Annotated in this window: 16 protein-coding genes; 8 read left to right on the top strand and 8 right to left on the bottom strand. The window is 67.9% G+C overall.

Features of this window, described 5'->3' with window-relative positions; genetic code table 11:
- Nucleotides 1-23: 23 nt before the first annotated feature.
- The 6 genes from GXN78_RS10720 to GXN78_RS10695 all read right to left on the bottom strand — a co-directional run bounded on the left by GXN78_RS10720 (nucleotide 24) and on the right by GXN78_RS10695 (nucleotide 6,632).
- Nucleotides 24-1,577, bottom strand: coding sequence for a S8 family serine peptidase (locus GXN78_RS10720; protein WP_106560804.1), 1,554 nt, complete (start codon nucleotides 1,575-1,577; stop codon nucleotides 24-26).
- Between the two features lie 13 nt (nucleotides 1,578-1,590).
- A complete protein-coding gene (locus GXN78_RS10715) occupies nucleotides 1,591-1,926 on the bottom strand; it encodes a hypothetical protein (RefSeq protein WP_146163197.1) in 336 nt (111 codons plus the stop codon).
- The gene (locus GXN78_RS10710) at nucleotides 1,907-3,163 is read right to left on the bottom strand and encodes a phosphatase PAP2 family protein (RefSeq protein WP_106560802.1); all 1,257 of its coding nucleotides are present in this window, start codon (nucleotides 3,161-3,163) and stop codon (nucleotides 1,907-1,909) included. The genes GXN78_RS10715 and GXN78_RS10710 overlap by 20 nt, the downstream gene beginning before the upstream one ends.
- A gap of 18 nt (nucleotides 3,164-3,181) precedes the next feature.
- On the bottom strand, nucleotides 3,182-4,978 hold the full coding sequence (locus GXN78_RS10705; RefSeq protein WP_106560801.1) for an adenylate/guanylate cyclase domain-containing protein: 1,797 nt from the start codon (nucleotides 4,976-4,978) through the stop codon (nucleotides 3,182-3,184).
- A gap of 154 nt (nucleotides 4,979-5,132) precedes the next feature.
- Nucleotides 5,133-5,576 (bottom strand): META domain-containing protein, encoded by a 444-nt coding sequence (locus GXN78_RS10700; protein ID WP_106560800.1) that lies wholly within the window; start codon nucleotides 5,574-5,576, stop codon nucleotides 5,133-5,135.
- 135 nt (nucleotides 5,577-5,711) lie between these two features.
- Entirely contained in the window at nucleotides 5,712-6,632 is a 921-nt protein-coding gene (locus GXN78_RS10695) for a tetratricopeptide repeat protein (protein WP_106560799.1), read from the bottom strand.
- A 36-nt stretch (nucleotides 6,633-6,668) separates the two neighbouring features.
- Here GXN78_RS10695 and purE point away from each other — a divergent pair, with 36 nt between their 5' ends.
- The 3 genes from purE to GXN78_RS10680 are packed head-to-tail and all read left to right on the top strand — an operon-like array spanning nucleotide 6,669 to nucleotide 9,392.
- Complete coding sequence (gene purE / locus GXN78_RS10690; protein ID WP_106560798.1) at nucleotides 6,669-7,211, top strand: 5-(carboxyamino)imidazole ribonucleotide mutase; 543 nt, start codon at nucleotides 6,669-6,671, stop codon at nucleotides 7,209-7,211.
- Between the two features lie 2 nt (nucleotides 7,212-7,213).
- Nucleotides 7,214-8,377: a 5-(carboxyamino)imidazole ribonucleotide synthase gene (locus GXN78_RS10685; protein ID WP_106560819.1), complete on the top strand. Its 1,164-nt coding sequence runs from the start codon at nucleotides 7,214-7,216 to the stop codon at nucleotides 8,375-8,377.
- Nucleotides 8,378-8,387: 10 nt separating this feature from the next.
- Complete coding sequence (locus GXN78_RS10680; RefSeq protein ID WP_106560797.1) at nucleotides 8,388-9,392, top strand: L-threonylcarbamoyladenylate synthase; 1,005 nt, start codon at nucleotides 8,388-8,390, stop codon at nucleotides 9,390-9,392.
- Between the two features lie 3 nt (nucleotides 9,393-9,395).
- On the opposite strand, the gene GXN78_RS10675 is transcribed toward GXN78_RS10680, so the two are convergent.
- The gene (locus GXN78_RS10675) at nucleotides 9,396-10,745 is read right to left on the bottom strand and encodes a lipase family protein (RefSeq protein WP_106560796.1); all 1,350 of its coding nucleotides are present in this window, start codon (nucleotides 10,743-10,745) and stop codon (nucleotides 9,396-9,398) included.
- 402 nt (nucleotides 10,746-11,147) lie between these two features.
- Between GXN78_RS10675 and ltrA the strand changes: the two genes are divergently transcribed.
- On the top strand, nucleotides 11,148-12,656 hold the full coding sequence (gene ltrA, locus GXN78_RS10670; RefSeq protein ID WP_164255407.1) for a group II intron reverse transcriptase/maturase: 1,509 nt from the start codon (nucleotides 11,148-11,150) through the stop codon (nucleotides 12,654-12,656).
- Nucleotides 12,657-12,822: 166 nt separating this feature from the next.
- On the opposite strand, the gene dacB is transcribed toward ltrA, so the two are convergent.
- Nucleotides 12,823-14,253: a D-alanyl-D-alanine carboxypeptidase/D-alanyl-D-alanine-endopeptidase gene (dacB, locus tag GXN78_RS10665; protein ID WP_106561119.1), complete on the bottom strand. Its 1,431-nt coding sequence runs from the start codon at nucleotides 14,251-14,253 to the stop codon at nucleotides 12,823-12,825.
- Between the two features lie 76 nt (nucleotides 14,254-14,329).
- Between dacB and GXN78_RS10660 the strand changes: the two genes are divergently transcribed.
- From GXN78_RS10660 to GXN78_RS10645, 4 genes are read left to right on the top strand one after another with little or no spacing between them, the layout of a single operon-like run.
- Nucleotides 14,330-15,316, top strand: a complete 987-nt coding sequence (locus tag GXN78_RS10660) for a DMT family transporter (protein WP_106561118.1) — start codon at nucleotides 14,330-14,332, stop codon at nucleotides 15,314-15,316.
- A 5-nt stretch (nucleotides 15,317-15,321) separates the two neighbouring features.
- On the top strand, nucleotides 15,322-16,035 hold the full coding sequence (gene tsaB, locus GXN78_RS10655) for a tRNA (adenosine(37)-N6)-threonylcarbamoyltransferase complex dimerization subunit type 1 TsaB (protein ID WP_239142664.1): 714 nt from the start codon (nucleotides 15,322-15,324) through the stop codon (nucleotides 16,033-16,035).
- On the top strand, nucleotides 16,032-16,610 hold the full coding sequence (gene rimI, locus GXN78_RS10650) for a ribosomal protein S18-alanine N-acetyltransferase (RefSeq protein WP_106561116.1): 579 nt from the start codon (nucleotides 16,032-16,034) through the stop codon (nucleotides 16,608-16,610). The genes tsaB and rimI overlap by 4 nt, the downstream gene beginning before the upstream one ends.
- A gap of 4 nt (nucleotides 16,611-16,614) precedes the next feature.
- A complete protein-coding gene (locus GXN78_RS10645) occupies nucleotides 16,615-17,346 on the top strand; it encodes a uracil-DNA glycosylase family protein (protein ID WP_106561115.1) in 732 nt (243 codons plus the stop codon).
- The last annotated feature ends 28 nt before the right edge of the window (nucleotides 17,347-17,374 follow it).

Raw genomic sequence — 17,374 nt, 5'->3', positions numbered from 1 at the left:
GCGACTCCAGAACTCGAACATGGCTAGATCCGTTTCTCGGCGACTAGCATCCGAGTGACCACGGCAGCGGCCATGCTGGTGCCACTGAGCCGGCTTCCGTAGCCGATGACAGCCGCCGCGGCCAAGCCTGGCTCGGCGGGGCTCTCGTCGCTGATGGCCAATATGTCAGGGCGGGCCTTGGCAATCCCCTTCACCGAACTGCGAAGGTTCCGCGATGTCGGAAAGCAACGCAACGGCCCCTGACCGGAATAGGACGCTTCCCCGCCACCCAGACCCATGCCGACTATTCCCCCGACGATCACCGTCTGCTGCCCGTGGGCGATGCTGTTGAGCGTCCCGGTTTCATTCGAGTGCTGAAATCGGGCTTGTCGGGGAGAGCCGCCGGAGCCGAAAACCGGGTCATCGCGCTCGCACCACGCGTTGACCGTCACAGGCTCCGTACCCGTGTTGCGTATTTCGAAGGTCCAATCGCCATAAGGGGCGGGGGCACGATTTCCGAGCGGGCCTGTCGGCGCCACCGCCACCAGAATCATTCGACCGTTAGGGCTCTGACATACACGTTCGGGCGCAACGACCATGGCGATCAACTCATTGTTTTCCTCAATGCGTGCCATCTGCCCGACTTCTATCCAGCCGTCCTGCGCAGCAGGCCATGCTTCTTGAGGCTTGCTCACGCGGATCTGGCAGTCGTGCGGGTTGCCGGCCGTGTCGAGCCAGATCTCTATGAATTGAGTGGTTGGGTTGTGTGGAATGTTCTGCCAGATGATCTTTTGTAGCTCGTCCTTGCCTACTTCGAGCCGCATGTGCAGGTCCTGATTGCGCGAGTTGCCGGCCGGAATCACGATGTCCGTGCTGCCGCCTCGCGCGCGGCGTGCTTCGATGGCGTCGTCGAGCGCGCGCTCAAGCAGCGAGGATCCGTCGTGCGGTCCGGCGTTCGATCCGTAGCTCAGGTTGATGGTCACGGCGGCATGGTCCGCGGCACGGCTGAAGATGTAGCGAATCGCATCCACCACTTGGGCGCGCAAGAGGCCTGCGGTCTGCCGGCCGTTGAAGTGACGCGGCAACTGGACGAACACGATGTCCTCGTCTGTAGGGGGAGGAGCGGGCATCTTGCCCGGTGGCAGGAGGGGGTCGGGGTAGCCTGCTGCAAGGTCCATCACATGGGTGCCATGGGTGGTGGCTGCGTTCAAGGCTCCGTAGCCGGAGTCGGCATAGCATCGACGTTGGTCGACCTCGCCCTCCTTCACGTACTGGGCGATGAAATCGCCGAGACGCAGTCCTTCTTCTGCGTCGCTGGGTGGCCAGTCGCGCAAGACCTCCGCGCCATAGCCAAAGCATTCAGGGGTTCTCCACGCGGGCGGCCGCAGCCCAGAGCCGCTGGCGCCTGCTCGATTGCCCTCTGGGGTTCCTTCCTGGTCCCACAGTGCGAAGACGCGCGTCTCTGGCCCAGCCCCGGCATCCTGCAGGCATCGTCGGAACTGAGGATGGGCAAAAGCACAACCGAAGTCGACGAAGCCGATGATGTTGGGGCAGGTCGAGCGAATCGACGTCGGCGCATGTGTAGCGCTGGTGACCATTCCGGGCCTCGTTTCAGGGGCTGGCGAAGGGCAGGCTCAATTCCCACCGCGCCTCGTATTCGGAAGCAATGGTCCGCGTCTTTGCAAGCGCGTCGTTGCCGAGCCGCTCGTACGCCGTGAAGTACTTGGAACCGCAGCCATCAGCATCCAAAGGAACTCGGACTCCTGCGTCCCGCAACTTTTTGATCATCTGTCGCGTTCGTTCGGCATCCTCCGGACCTTCGATCAGTATCGGTACCTCGTTCTCCTTGTTCAGGGGCAGATCCGCGAAGTCGGTGCCGACCGCCCAAAAAAAATAGGGGTCCACCATGCCATTCGCCAATTCGCGATCATGGGTTGGCTTGTACATGCGGCGTCCCTCCTGCCTCTTTCGCGGCGTTCACTCTCGGCGCGCTCGCTCGCCTCTTTCGCTTCTGCGAGTGCGTCAGTGCAGGGCCGGCAGCCTTTGTCTTGCCATGACGCAAGGGGCGGTAGCCGAGCTCTTCGAGCTCATTGGCGGCTCGGGCCCACAACTCCGCCAGGGTCGGATTGAAGGCCAGCGGCGAGGGGATGGCCTTACCAACGAGATCCTTAAGGTCAAGGTCTGCGTTCATCAGAGCTTGGCTGTCGCTGGCATCGAACTGGCGCGATTGCCACATGGTGCCCGTGCAGCGAGCAGCCACGTATTCCGCCAGCGTCACACCGAGCAATCGGCCTGCAATGCCGTCGACGGGATAGTGGAGGCCTGCGAAGACCCTGTTTTCCGCAATCCGAAGGGCCTGCTGCTGAAGGGCCTGGCTCATGTCGTCACCGTCTTGCAGCGAGAGCAACGACTTCATGAGACGTGCAAACATGAAGGCCTCGGTCGCGTGGCCGCTGGGAAAGGCTGCCCATCCCGGTACCAGGAGAATCGGCTGGATCCGAGGTGAAAGTTCGTGCGGTCTTGGAACGGCGAACGCGTGCTTGAAGCGGTGCACCACCTGCATGCCGAAATGCAATGAAGTGCCGACGAGTTCCCACGTCCAGGGGGTGCGCCAAGGGCTGAGTGGAACGACAGTGCTCCAGTATGGAACCTGTGGCACCGTTTGAGTCAGGATCTCAGGCGCCCTCTTGCGCCGCAGATCTGTTCGCGTATGCGCTTGAACCTTGCTGAGTTGAGCATCGAACACGTCTCGCGTGGGTCGGCCGATGGAAATGAGGGGCCGCTCCACATATTTGCCCGCCGCTTGTCGATCGACGTGCAGAAGCTGCGCAACAGGACGGTCTGGCTTCATTTCGGCGATCAATTGCAGACCGCACTGCAGTTCCTGCGAGCAAATATGCGCCCGCACTTCGGGTTGCCACCAGCCCAGCCGCCGTTGATTCCTCAACGCCGGCAACTGACCCGGCTGAAAATCTCCATACCGCTGCACGGCTGCCGCCCCTGGGGATATCGATTGCTCGCCCTGTGCGTTGAGCAGTCCATCTGTCAGCAAGGGTTCGCCAAGCAAGCCCGACAGCGCCGCGATGCCTGCAACTCCGGGCCTTCCCCCCAGATTGGACATGGAGCTCATGCTGGACATCGAACTCATGCTCGACATCGACGACATGCTGGAAAGTTCACTCATGGACCACCTCCGAGTTCATCACAAGCTCTTTGGCTCACCTGTCGGTGCGCCGGCGCGCAGCAACGCATCCGCATAGATCTGCGCATGTGGATGACCCTGCCCTGGATAGCGATCCAGGTACTTGGTCACGTTGAATCCAGGCTCCAAGCGCATCATGGACGCGATCGTGTTGTGGGCACCCACTATGTCACCAGTCAGCACCTGTGCAATCCCCAATACGCGGTAGGTCGCGGTGTGGCACTGGTTGGCTCGCAGGGACCGCAGGCACAGCTGGATGGCCTGCTCATGCCGTCCGGCCGAGAGCATGGCCGCTGCCGCAAGCGAATCGAAGTAGTATTTCAGCGGGTCGAACGGTGATAGAGCGAGTGCGTTCTCAGCGGCTCGAGCCGCCTCGCTGCCCCGCCCTTGCCAGGACAGCAGGGTACCCATCAGCAGCCATGCCAGCGGCTCGTTGGCATTGAGTGCAAGTGCCTTCTTGTACCGGGCTTCTGCCTCATCCAGATTCTTCTGAAAGAGGCCCGCGACCAGTCCACTCATTGCATGCGCCAAAGCGCACTGCGGTGCATTCTCGACCGCCCGGCGCGCGAGTTCAGCCGCTCGTTGATGGTCTTCAGAGGGATTCGGCGACAGCCCGCGGATGACGCGCAGTACATGCCACTTCACGAGCCATGAGATCGTTTCACCCGAAGTCGGATGTCTTTCCGCGAGAGTCCCCAAGATGCGATAGCCGTCATTGAAGCCGTTTGGTGAAGACCGATGCAGGCCGACGATTCCGCTGAGCAGGAGCGAATAGCTCTGAAGGGTCGGCAGTGGCTTGATCAGTGCGGCTTGAACTTCGGAATCGAGAATGGCCTTGTGACAGCCGGCAGCCACTGAATTGCACAGCTCGCTCTCTTTTTCCAGCAGATCCGCGAGATCACCCGACACCCTGGCGCTGTCCAGGACATCCCCGGTGGCGGCCTTGGCCAACTCGGAAGTGAGGAGAATGCGGCTATCGTGCACCGCGTAGCTCCCCGAGAGGACGTAGTCGGCACCGAGATGGCCTTGCACCTCCTGGGCGCTCATCGGACGGTCTCTGAACGCGGTAGTGGACAGGCGGGAGATGACCCTCAGGTCCGCGGTTCGGCTCAACTGGCCGATGACGCCGTCGGCGATGAGCTCTCCGATTGCGAAGTGATCCGGCGCATTGCTGCGTGATTGGAATGGGATTACTGCGATCGTCGCCTTCAGGGGCGTGGCGTAGTCCCTCCTTGCAATCACGACGGGCTGCTGCCCGGCTGCGCCCAGACGCCAGACTCTGACAGGCTCATCGAGGTGCTTGAGATAACACTCCCCCAGATCCTCCAAGGTCCCGTCCAGGCCGTCCGTCAGGCTGTCCCTGACCTGCGCGGTCAGCACCGTCTCGCCAGGCCCCGCGAGTGTCGCAATACGCGCCGCGAGGTTGACGCCCTTGCCGTAGATGTCATGCTCGTCCGCGTAGACCTCTGCGCTATGCAGGCCTACGCGCAAAAACATGGGCGTCGGCAGCCCGTCGCAGGCTGTCCTCATCCACGCATGCATGGCCAGGGCGACGGCGGCGGCTCGCGGCGCCGTGTTGAACTCAAGCATGAGGCCGTCACCGAGGCTCTTCACCATGCGGCCTCCCGTGTCGGGCGTCAGTAGGCGGCTCACATGGGCGACGAATGCCCGCCACTGCGTGATGACGCCGGCCTCGTCGCGCTGCATCAGGCTGACAGATTCGACCAGGTCTGCGACCAGCACCACGGTGGGATGGTGCGGCAGACCAAGGGTCGCGCCCGGCGCGGCGATCAGCATTTGTGGATTCGCGCTCAAGTTCCTCCTCGATGGGTGCAGAACCTGCTGGAGCGAGCCCCAGGGGGGCCGGCGTCGCAGTGACGCGGCGGCGCCTGATGTTACGGCGAGTCAGTCATTAGCACTACATGTTTTTGGGCGCTGCGAGGGGCCGCGGCTATCGCGCCGCACTCCCGTTACTCAGCGTCGCCACCGTCCGCCCGCTCGCATCCAGCAGCGACAGCCTCGAACTCCCCTGAAGCCGGTAACTGGCCGTGGCCTGCAACGCCGCGAAGAACTGGGTCTCGTTGATGGTGCTCGCCTCGTTGGGACAGGCCATGCGCGTCGCGCCAAGCTGGCGCACCCGCAGCGTGCTGCCGCTGCGCTCGTAGGTGCCGGTGACGCGATTGCAGCCGCCCGAGCCGCTCACCCGTCCGCTGCTGCGGTCGAACTGGATCTGGGCGTTGCGCCGCGGATCGCTGCTCGGCTCGATCAGCTCGCTGCCCAGCTGCTCCAGTTGCCAGACCGGTCCTTCGATCGGCTCGTCCAGGTTGATGCCGCTGCCGCAACCGCTCGCCAGCAAGGACGCGAACAGGGCCGTCGTCAAGAAGAGAAAGCGCATGGCCGGACTTTTCCTTTGCAACATATCGAAACCCGCCAATCGTATGTCAGCCCGTTCAGTGCGCCAACGCCACGCCCGGCCGGCTCATCTGCTTCGTCGATGCCAAAGATAAGCCTGCGCTCACTTTGTCGCTAGCTAGCTCAGCACCACGCTGCTGAGGCGGCGGCGGTAGGTCGCCACCGTCGGATCGTCCGGCGGGATCTGGCCGTCCGCCACCTTGGGCTTGGGCGGCTCGATGAGCTCGAGGATCGCGATGTAGGTCTTGCGCGCCAGCTCCTCGTTCCAGCTCTTGTCACGCATCAGGATGTCGAGCAACTCGTCCATCGCGTCGGTCCAGCGCTGCGCGGCCATCAGCAGGCGCGCCCGGTCGAAGCGGGCCTGGAAGTCGCGCTTGTTGGCGGCGATGCGCGACTCGGCGTCGGCGATCGTCGGGGCCGCGCCCGTGGCCGGCGCCGCGAAGTCGATCGCATCCATCCAGCGCTGCAGGGCGTCGAGGCGGCGCACCGCCGGCGCCTTGGCGATGACCGGCGCGAAGGCGACCTTGGCATCGTCGATGCGGCCTTCCTGCAGCAGCAGCTTGATGTAGTCGAAGCGCGCGTCGTCATTGGCCGGGTCGGTTGCGACCGCATGCTGCAGCCGCTCCAGCGCGCCCTGGGTGTCGCCTTCGGCCAGCGCATCCTGCGCGGCCTCTTCATGCTCGGCGGCCTCGAGCTCGTCCTGGCCCGGTACGTGCTTGTCGAGGAAGGCGCGGATCTGGTCGGCGGGAATCGCGCCGACGAAGCCGTCGACCGGCTGGCCGTCCTTGAACATCACGCAGAAGGGGATGCTGCGCACGCCGAACATCTGGCTCAGCTGCTGCGAGATCTGCGGCACCTTGTCGGCGTCGAGCTTGGCCAGCGTGAAGCGCCCGCCATACTCGACTTCGAGCTTCTCGAGCACCGGCCCGAGCTGCTTGCACGGCCCGCACCATTCGGCCCAGATGTCGAGCAGCACCGGGGTGGTCATCGAGCCGTCGATCAGCTCGGTCTGAAAATTTTCGAGGGTGATGTCGATCATCGCGGGAAGCTGAGGGTGAAACGTAAAATTGAAACCATGAAGCAAGCCATACAGGTCGGCGTGGTGATGGGCTCGAACTCCGATTGGGAGACGATGCGCAACGCGGTCGAGATTCTCCAGCAATTCGGCATCGCCCACGAGGCGCGGGTGGTCTCGGCCCACCGCATGCCCGACGAACTGTTCGCCTACGCCGAGCGCGCCGCCCCGCGCGGCCTGGCGGCCATCATCGCCGGTGCGGGCGGGGCGGCCCACCTGCCCGGCATGCTGGCGGCCAAGACCACAGTCCCCGTACTCGGCGTGCCGGTCGCGAGCCGCCACCTGCAGGGCGTGGATTCGCTCTACAGCATCGTGCAGATGCCCAAGGGCGTGCCGGTCGCGACCTTCGCCATCGGCAATGCCGGCGCCGCCAACGCCGCCCTGTTCGCGGTCGCGATGCTGGCCGTGACCGATCCGGCGCTGCGCGAGCGGCTCGACGCCTTCCGCGCGAAGCAGACCGAGGCCGCGCAATCGATGACGCTGCCGCCGCCCGATGCGCAGGACGTGTCGCCCTTCTCGCCCCAGGGCGGGGGTGCGTTGTGAGCGTGATCCTGCCAGGCTCCACGCTCGGCGTGGTGGGCGGCGGGCAACTGGGCCGCATGTTCGCGCATGCAGCCCAGCGCATGGGCTACCTCGTCGCGGTGCTCGACCCCGATGCCGACAGCCCCGCCGGGCGCGTGAGCCACCATCACATCCACACCGACTATGCCGACGTCGACGGCCTCGCCCGGCTCGCCGGCCTGGCCGATGCGATCACCACCGAGTTCGAGAACGTGCCCGCGCCTTCGCTGGAGCATCTCGCGGTGGCCCGGCCCGTGCGGCCGGCCGCCGCCGCGGTGGCGATCGCACAGGACCGCGTCCGGGAAAAGAGCCACTTCGTCGGCTGCGGCGTGGACTGCGCGCCCTACGCGGTCATCGAGTCGGCCGAGCAGGTCGTGCTGGTTCCGCCCAACCTGCTGCCCGGCATCCTGAAGACCGCGCGCCTCGGCTACGACGGCAAGGGCCAGCAGCGCGTGAACACCCGCGAGGAGCTGGCCGCGGCCTGGGACCGCGCCGGCCAGGTGCCCTGCGTGCTCGAGAAGCTGCTGCCGCTGGACTACGAATGCTCCGTCATCGTCGCGCGCGGCCAGGACGGCCAGGTCGTGCACTTCCCGCCTCAGCGCAACCTGCATCGCGGCGGCATCCTCGCCGTGACCGAGGTGCATGCGGACAACGTCCCCGAGGCGGCCGGGCGGCTGGCGGTCGAATCGGCCGTCGCGATCGCGGAAGGCCTCCAGTACGTCGGCGTGCTGTGCGTCGAGTTCTTCGTGCTGGCCGACGGCGCGCTGGTGGTCAACGAGATGGCGCCGCGCCCGCACAACAGCGGCCACTGGACCCTGGATGCCTGCGACGTCTCGCAGTTCGAGCTGCAGGTGCGCACCCTCGCCGGCCTGCCGCTCAACGCGCCGCGCCAGCACAGCCCCGCGCTGATGCTGAACCTGCTGGGCGACCTGTGGTTCCCGGACGACGACTCGAAGCCCGTCGAGCCGCGCTGGGCCGACGTACTCGCCCTGCCCGGCGCGCACCTGCACCTCTACGGCAAGACCGAGGCGCGCCGCGGCCGCAAGATGGGGCATCTCACGATCACAGGCGGCAGCATCGACACGGTTCGCGGCACGGCCGACTTCGCCGCCGCGCTGCTGGGGCTGCCGATCCCCTTGTCTGAATAAGCCAGGCGCGATGACAGTTCGCGACGGCCGCACGCCCGATGCCATCCAGGAAGCCGCGCGCGTGCTGCGCGCCGGCGGCCTGGTCGCCTTTCCGACCGAGACCGTCTACGGCCTGGGCGCCGACGCGACAAGCGACGATGCCGTGGCCGGCATCTTCAAGGCCAAGGGCCGGCCCAGCAACCATCCGCTGATCGTGCATGTGGCGGCCGGCGCCAAGGGCACCGAGTCGCTGTCGCGCTTCGCCCAGCCGCTGCCGCCCTTCGCGCAGAAGCTGGTGCAGGCCTTCTGGCCCGGCCCGCTGACCCTGATCGTCACACGCCAGCCCGGCGTCGCTGCGGCCACGGCTGGTGGGCAAGACACGATCGGCTTGCGCTGCCCGGCCCACCCGGTGGCGCAGGCCCTGCTCGTGGCCTGTGCCGAGCAGGGTGTGCCCGGCGTGGCAGGCCCCAGCGCCAACCGCTTCGGCCGGGTGAGCCCGACCACCGCCCAGCATGTCCAGCAGGAATTCGGCGACGAACTGCTGGTGATCGATGGCGGGCCTTGCGAGGTAGGCATCGAATCGACCATCGTCGACTGCAGCCGCGGCCAGCCGGTGCTGCTGCGCCCGGGCGCGATCACCCGCACCCAGATCGAGGCCGCCTGCGGCGAGCCGCTGCGCGACAGGCACGAGCTCGCGGCACCCGACCCGCGGGCCTCCGGCACGCTGGAGGCCCACTACGCGCCCACCGCCAAGCTGCGGCTGATGGAGGCCAAGGCACTGCAGGCCGGCCTCGACGTGCTGGGCGCCAATGCCGCGCACCTGGCCGTGTGGTCGCGCAGCCTGCTCAAGAGCCGCTCGCAGCGCGTGCTGCTTCGGCGCATGCCCGACGACGCCGCGGCCGCCGCCCAGCAGCTGTTCGCAGTGCTGCGCGCCTTCGATGCCGAAGGCGCCAAGCTGATCTGGGTCGAGACCCCGCCCGCCGGCCCCGAATGGGAAGGCGTGCGAGACAGGCTGCAGCGCGCTGCTGCAGCCTGAGCCTTACTTCACCGTATCGAAGAGCGCCCTGGCCCGCACGTGGCAGAAGGGCGGCTCGTAGGTGCCGTGATAGGCGCCGAAATAGGTGGCGTAGGCGGCCGTGGTCGGATCGGTCGGCGCCTTGCCGCCCGGCCCGTAGGTCGCCTGGATCTGCGCATCCACGTCTACCGTCGTGACCGTGGTCACGCCGCGCGCATCGAAGTCCGCCTTCGCCGCCACCATGTGCAAGGCCGGCGGCACCGTGGGATCGCCGGCGCCGCCGCACAGCAGCGTCTTGGCGCGCGGGCTCCAGCCCAGCAGGTCGTTCTTCTTGGCATCCAGGAACAGCGTGTTGTTCGGGTTGGTCTGCACATCGGTGAGGAAGGCGCTCTGGAATACCGCATCGCGCGCCTGGTTGGGCGTCTCGCCGTTGGCGCCGGGCAGGGCGCCGCTGGTAACCAGCGTGGTGTAGTTCAGCGTCGGGCTCGGCAGCAGGTTCTCGATGTAGCCGGCATAAGGCTGCTTGTAGACCGTGTTCACGTCGGTGTAGATGTCGCCGTATACCTTCTGGTAGGAGTTCACGATGAAGGGCACGAAGAACTGGTAGCCCGCGATCGCCTGCGTGAGCTTGAAGGACCCCGAGAGGTTGTAGGGCCCGGCCAGGTGCGCGCCGGCCACCACGTTGAACTCCGAGGCGTTGTCGCGCTCGGCGGCACGGTGCGCGGCCATCGAGGAATGGCCGCCCTGCGAGTAGCCGGTGAACATCACCTTGCCCGACAGCGAGCCGCCCGCGCTGACCGCCGCGGAACGGGCCGCCCGCACCGAGTCGAGCACCGTGCGTGCTTCCGAGTCGGCATGCAGGTAGGGGTGGTAGGGGAAGGTGGACTTGGCGTAGCCCAGGTAGTCGGTGGCCACCACCGCATAGCCCTGGGCCGCATACATCGCGGTCAGCATGAAGGTCTCCGGGTCCTGCGGATTGACCAGCGTGCGCGGCTTCTGCACGTCGGTGCCCTTGGCATACGCCACCAGCGGCGCTGCGTTGCCGCAAGTCCCCGCCGGCATCAGCAGCACGCCCGAGGCGTTGGTCACCTCGCCCTTGGGGCCCACGGTGCTGTAGTTGAGCGAGATCACGTTGACGTCGCACCTGGCCTTGCCGCTGAGCGCCTGCAGGCCGCTCTGGGCGCTGCCGCCGTCGATCTGCGCCGTCGTCAGCGTGGTCACGATGACGGGCGGCTCCTTCAGTGCGCCGGTACCGGGCCCGGTGGTCCCGGTGCCGGTCCCGATGAAGGCGAAGCCGCCGCCATCGCCGCCGCCGCCGCAGGCAGTGAGCAGGCTGGCGGCCACGATGGCGCTCAGAAGGTGCAGACGATTCATGCGTGTCTCCGGTGCGCCGGTCAAAACCGGCGAGGTGTTGTGAATGAAAGAGTCATACGTTGAAGGCTTAGCCAGCTACGGCGGCCCCGAGTCATGCGTACACATTCGTGAGGGTGTGGGCGAAGCGTTGACAGGGGTACGCGCGGGCCGGGTATCGAGCCGCGTAATACATGCCCCGCGGCGAGAGCTGCGGGTGGTCCGGGGTGCCGAGGTTGTCGGAGAAAGCCGAAGGCCACACCGATGCTGCCGCTTTGGCGAGGCGGCATCGGACCCCGCGCGGTCAGAGACCCCGCGCACGCGCGGAAACACCTCGCACGGGAACCGGGAGATCCCGCGTCCTTCTGCGCAGCGCTGGGAAGCGCTGGCTGCAGAGCGCATCGTGAAGCCCAAGGGCGTACGACGATGAGCCACGGGCGCGGGAAGTCGGACTGCTGCGTAGTACCGAAGAAGCTGCCGAACAAGGCCGCGGGGGAAGCCCCTGCGGCGGCGGAGGCGGTGGAGGGAAGGCGGCAGGCCAAGGGCAATGCCATCGCGGCGCGCATGTCCCGCAGATCGGTGCGGGTCTATGACATGGGAACCGCGCTCGATGGCATACGACAGACGGCAAAGGGCCGTCGTGGTGCGAGGTTCACTGGACTGCTGCATCACATCTACGCGGTCGAGCGCCTGCGGGCGGCCTACCTTGCGCTCAAGCGCGATGCGGCCGCCGGGGTGGACGGCCAGACCTGGCAGACGTACGGGCAGGACCTGGAGGGCAACCTCCTGGAACTGTCCGAGCGGCTGGCCCGAGGGGGCTACCGGCCCCAGCCTGTCAAGAGGGTGTACATCGACAAGGCCGACGGCAGCAAGCGCCCGCTGGGCGTGCCGGCGCTGGAGGACAAGCTCGTGCAGCGCGCCACGGTCGAAGTGTTGAACGCCATCTACGAGCAGGACTTCCTCGGGTTCAGCTACGGCTTCAGGCCCGGCAAGAGCGCGCACAACGCGCTGGATGCCGTGGCGGTAGGTGTGAGCAGCAGACGAGTGAACTGGATACTCGATGCGGACATAGCCAAGTTCTTCGACACGATCGAAAGGGACTGGCTGGTGAAGTTCATCGAACACCGCGTGGCTGACGCGCGCGTGGTGCGGCTGATCAAGAAATGGCTGCACGCGGGCGTGCTGGAAGACGGCAGGCTGACGCAAAGTGAGTTGGGTACGGTTCAGGGTGGGAGCATCAGCCCGCTGCTGGCCAACATCTACCTGCACTATGCGTTCGACCTGTGGGTCAAGCAGTGGAGGGGGCGCCATGCCCGAGGCGACGTGATCGTCGTGCGCTACGCCGACGATTGGGTTGCCGGGTTCCAGTTCCGCGACGATGCCGAGCGCTTCCAGCGCGCGGTGGCCGAGCGGCTGGGCCAGTTCGGGCTGAAGCTGCACCCCGAGAAGACGCGGCTGATCGAGTTCGGGCGCTTCGCCCGCGAGAACCGACGCCGCAAGGGACAAGGCAAGCCGCAGACCTTCGACTTCCTGGGGTTCACGCATTGCTGCGGGACGACGAGGAAGGGCCACTTCATGGTCCTGCGACTCACCAGTGCCAAACGCCTGCGAGCCAAACTGCAGGTGGTCAAGCTCGAACTCAGAAGGCGCATGCACCAACCCATCCCGGAGCAGGGCCAGTACCTGCGGGCGGTGGTGACTGGGCATGCGCGCTACTTCGGCGTGCCGTGCAACGGCGCGCGGCTGAGGGCATTCCGCTTCCAGGTCGTCGGGTTGTGGCACCGCACGTTGTGCCGCCGCAGCCAGCGCCACGACCTGCCTTGGCGACGCATGTATCGCTTGATGGCGCACTGGCTGCCTGTTCCGACCATCTGCCACCCTTACCCGAACCAGCGTCTGATCGTCACGACCCAAGGCAGGAGCCGTATGCGGTAGCTCCGCACGTACGGATCTGCGGAGGGGGTGCTGGGTGACTGGCATTCCTACTCCTACTACTGTTTGTTGTCGGTGAAGAGGCGCACGATCCTAGGCCCGCCCTCCCCGAAGCAAGACAAGGGAAACCCCAAGCCGCAGCGGCGCTCCAGTCGCCTAGGCGACGCGCTCAGTTGTCCTGCGCCGCCCAGTCGACCAGCGCATCGAAGGCCGGCCGCGCGGCGCCCGCGCTGCCGTGGTTCGCGATCGCGACCACCACCCAGCGCCGGCCGCTCGCGCCATGCACATAGCCCGCGATGGCCGCCGAATCGCGCAGGCTGCCGGTCTTCAGGTGGGCCGCGCCGCCGGAGCGCAGCGTGCGCTTGCGCAGCGTGCCGTCCACGCCCATGGCCGGCAGCGAGGACGCCAGCTCGGGCATCAGCGGCGAGCGCCAGGCCACCTGCAGCATCTTCGCGAGCGCCGCCGCGCTGATGCGCTCCTCGCGCGACAGGCCCGAGCCATTGTCGAACACCGGCTGACCCTCGCCCGTGCCGATGCGCTCGTTCCACCATTGGCGCAGCGCGGCGCGCGCGCCCTCCAGCGTGCCGCGCTTCTTCTGCTGCAGCCCGAGCGTGAGGAACAGCTGCTGCGCCATCACGTTGTTGCTGTACTTGTTGATGTCGCGCACCACCTCGGCCAGCGGCGGCGACTCGAAGGCGAAGGCCGGCTTGAGCCCGGCCGGCACCGGGCCCTCGCGCACCTGCCCCTTGAGCCTGGCGCCCATTTCGGCCCACATCCCGCCGATCGCGCGCACCGCATAGCTGCGCGGCTCCGCATAGGCCACCGCCCAGGTCTTCTCGCCGCAGGCGGCCGGGTAGCTGCCTGCGAAGCCCATGCGCGCCGGGTCGCCGAAGGCCGGCGCCAGCGCGGCGCGCCAATCGCCGCACTCGCCGGCGGACAGCGGCACCGTCGACTGCGTGCTCACGCCGCTCAGGAAGGGCTCGAAATTGACCTGCGCCGTCTGCCCGTCGCGGTTCGGCTGGAAGGTCATGACGACCGACTTGAAATTGATCAGCAGCGCATCGGGCGAGGCGTTGTAGGGCCGCTGGCCCTCGCCGTCGAAGGCGGCCGGATCGGTCTCGGCCACTTCGAAGGCGCTGCGGTCCAGCACGATGTCGCCGGCAATGGTGTGGATGCCCAGCCCCTGCACCCGCCGCAGCAGCAGCCACAGGCGCTCCAGCACCAGCTTGGGGTCGCCCTGGCCCTTGATGTAGAGGTTGCCCGCCAGCACGCCGTCGCGCACCGGCCCGTCCACGTACACCGGCGTGGTCCAGGTGAAGGCCGGCCCCAGCAGGTCGAGCGCGGCGTAGGTGGTGACCAGCTTCATGACCGAGGCCGGATTGACGGGCACCTGCGTGCGCCAGGCCAGCCGCGGCGGGCGCGCTGCGTCGGCATCGGCCACCAGCATCGTGACGGCCTCGCGCGGCACGCGGGCCCGGGCCAGCGCGGCCTCCACCTCGGGCGGAAGCGTCTGGGCCAGGGCGGGCGCCGAAGCCAGCGCGGCGAGCAGGAAGAAGAGGCGGACGGCGCGCTGCGCCAGGAGCTTCGGGGCGGGAGGCATCGCGCGATTATCCCGAGCCCAAGTCTCCATAGGCCCTGGGCAGCGCGGTGCATGGCCGGCCCGGGATAATCGCGCGATGCCCGCCGCTCCCCGTTTCTCCCCCCGTACCCTCGGCATCGGCGCGGCGATCGTCACCGTCCTGGTCTGGACGGCCTTCATCGTCATCGCGCGGGCCTCCGCCGGCCGCTCGCTGACCCCCTTCGACATTGCCTTCGCGCGCATCTGCGGCGCCAGCCTGGTGCTGGTGCCCTGGGGCGCCTGGCTGGTGGCGCGGGCGCGCCGCAGCGATCCGGCGCAGGGCTCGCTCTTCGGCCTGTCGCCGGTCCCGCTGCGCGCCACCGTCGTGGCCGGCCTCTTCGGCGGCCTCGCCTATGCCCTGCTCGCCTACAGCGGCTTCTTCTATGCGCCGGCCACCCATGCCTCGGTGCTGATGCCCGGCAGCCTGCCGCTGTGGACGGCGGTGCTCGCGGCCGTGGTGCTGCACGACCGCCTGACGCCGGCCCGCGTGTGCGGTCTCGCGCTGATCGTGCTGGGCGACCTGCTGGTCGGCGGCGCCAGCCTGCTGCACGCCTTCGAGGGCGGGCAGATCTGGAAAGGCGACCTGCTGTTCATGAGCGCCGCCTTCTGCTGGGCCTGCTACAGCGTGACGGCGCGGCGCCACGGGCTCGAGGCGGTGCGCGCCACCATCGCGATCACCGTGTTCGCCTTCCTGGCCTACGTGCCGGCCTATGCGCTGCTGGCCGGGCTCGGCGTGGCGGGGAGCCGGCTGGCCAGTGCGCCGCTGGGCGAGATCGCCTTCCAGATGCTGTTCCAGGGCGTCGGCTCGGTCGTCATTTCGGGCATCACCTTCACCCGCATGATTCAGTACTTCGGACCGGTGCGCTCCACCATGATCACCGCGCTGGTGCCGGGCCTGTCGGCGCTGGGGGCGGTCGTCTTCCTGGGCGAGCCGATGCACTGGAACCTGATCGCTGGCCTGCTGCTTGTCACCGCGGGCATCCTGTTCGGCGTGCAACGCATGCGCCCGGCCGGCGTGGCGACGGCCGCCGTCGCGCGAGGGTGATGGGAATGTCGGCAGAAACGAAGCTCCTTGCCTTCGACACTAGCACCGAGGCGCTGTCGGTCGCGGTGCGTCGCGGCGACCGTGTGTTCTCGCGCAGCGGGCCCGGCGGCGCGCAAGCGTCGAGCAGCCTCATCCCGCTGATCCAGGACCTGCTGACCGAAGCCGGCTTGGCCATGGCCGAGCTCGACGCCATTGCCTTCGGCCGCGGGCCCGGCTCCTTCACCGGCCTGCGCACCGCCTGCTCGGTCGCGCAGGGGCTGGGCTTCGGCGCCGGCGTTCCGCTGCTGCCCGTCGACACCTTGCATGCCGTGGCCGAGGAAGCGCGCCACCGCTTCGGCGCCACGCGCGTGGTCGCGCTGCTCGATGCGCGCATGGACGAGCTCTATGCCGCCCACTACGACTTCAACCAGCCCGCCCAGGCCGCCGAACCCGATACCGAGCCTCGGCTGATGTCACCCGAGCAGGTGTACGTACCGCCGGGCTGGGTGCTCGCCGGCAACGTCTTCTCTGCCTACGGCGAGCGCCTGCCGGCCGCCGCGGCGCGCCACGAGGCGCTGCCCGGCGCCGAGGCGATGCTGAGGCTGGCCCCCGAATTGCTTGCTGCCGGACGGGCGGTTGCGCCGGCGCAGGCGTGGCCGTTGTATGTTCGCGATAAAGTCGCACAAACCACGCAAGAGCGCGCCGCCTTCAAGGCGGCGCAAGCCCCACAGTCCTCATGAGTGCAGTCCTGCAGCCGCGTGAAGCCCGCCTCGAACCGATCACGGTCGAGCGGATCGCGGCCGTGTGCACCATCGAACGCAGCGCCTACACCCATCCCTGGACGCCGGCCAACTTCAGCGATTCGCTGGTCGCCGGCTACCACTGCCAATGCCTGGTGGCCCCGGCCCTGCCGTCCGGCGACCCGGCGCCGTCGCGGCGGCCGCGCGCGCTCTGGGGCCGGCCGGCGGCTCAGATCGGCGGCGAGACGCTGATCGGCTATTTCGTCGCCATGAAGGGCGTCGACGAGGTGCACCTGCTCAACATCACCGTGGCCCCGGCCTTCCAGGGCCAGGGCTGGGCGCCGCTGATGCTGGAAGCGCTCTCCGGCTGGTCGCGCGGCCAGAACGCCCAGTGGCTCTGGCTCGAGGTGCGGGCCAGCAACCTGCGGGCGATGGCCATCTACGAGCGCCAGGGCTTCCGCCGTGTGGGCGTGCGCAAGGGCTACTACCCGGCCGAGGGCAACGCACGCGAGGACGCGGTGGTGATGAGCCTGCGGCTGAATGAATCGACCAGCGCCTGGGGCACCTTGAAGTAAAGACATGGAAGGCACGCTGAACCTGGACGCGCGGCAACGCGCGATGCTCGACGAGATGGGCATCAAGCTCTTCTGGCCGGCTGCGGTGTCTGCCGCGGCGCCCGCCGCGGCGCCGGTGGCGGCGGACGCGCCTTCGCCCCGCACCGCGCCCGAGCAAGCTGCCGCTGCGCCGGCACCGGTGTCCGCGCCACCGATCGCAGCCCGCCCCTCGGCCGTCCCCTCCGGTGCGAGCGTGCTGATCGACGCGCCGCGCCTTCTCTACGGCTCCGAAGCGGCGGCGGGGAGCGGCTGGCTCATCGTCGCCGACATGCCGCCCGAGCTCGATGGCCGCCATGGCGAACCCTTCGCCGGCGAGGCCGGCCGCCTGTTCGAGGCCATGCTGCGCGCGCTGCAGTTGCAGCTCGGCGCCGTGCCCGTCCACCTGATGCGCACCCACCGCGGCGTGGCCTCGGGCCAGCCGGGCAGCCCGCGCCCCATCGCCGACGCCTTTGCCGAAGCGGCGCCGGCCGCGCAGGTGGTCCTGGCCATGGGACCGCTGGCCGCGCAGAGCCTGCTGCAAAGCACCGAGCCCCTCGGCCGCCTGCGCGGCGAGCCGGCGCGCATCGCCGTGCCGGGCTGGGAGGACGTGCCGGTGGTGGTGACGTACCACCCGGCCTACCTGCTGCGCAATCCGGCCGACAAGGGGCGCGCCTGGGTCGACCTGTGCCTGGCCGCCGCCCAGTTGCCGCAGAGCTGAAGAGCTAAAGGCTAAGAAGGGGCGGGCG

Source organism: Variovorax sp. WS11, assembly GCF_010499245.1.
Taxonomy (GTDB): domain Bacteria; phylum Pseudomonadota; class Gammaproteobacteria; order Burkholderiales; family Burkholderiaceae_C; genus Variovorax.
This window is presented reverse-complemented; position numbering and strand designations above follow the sequence as displayed.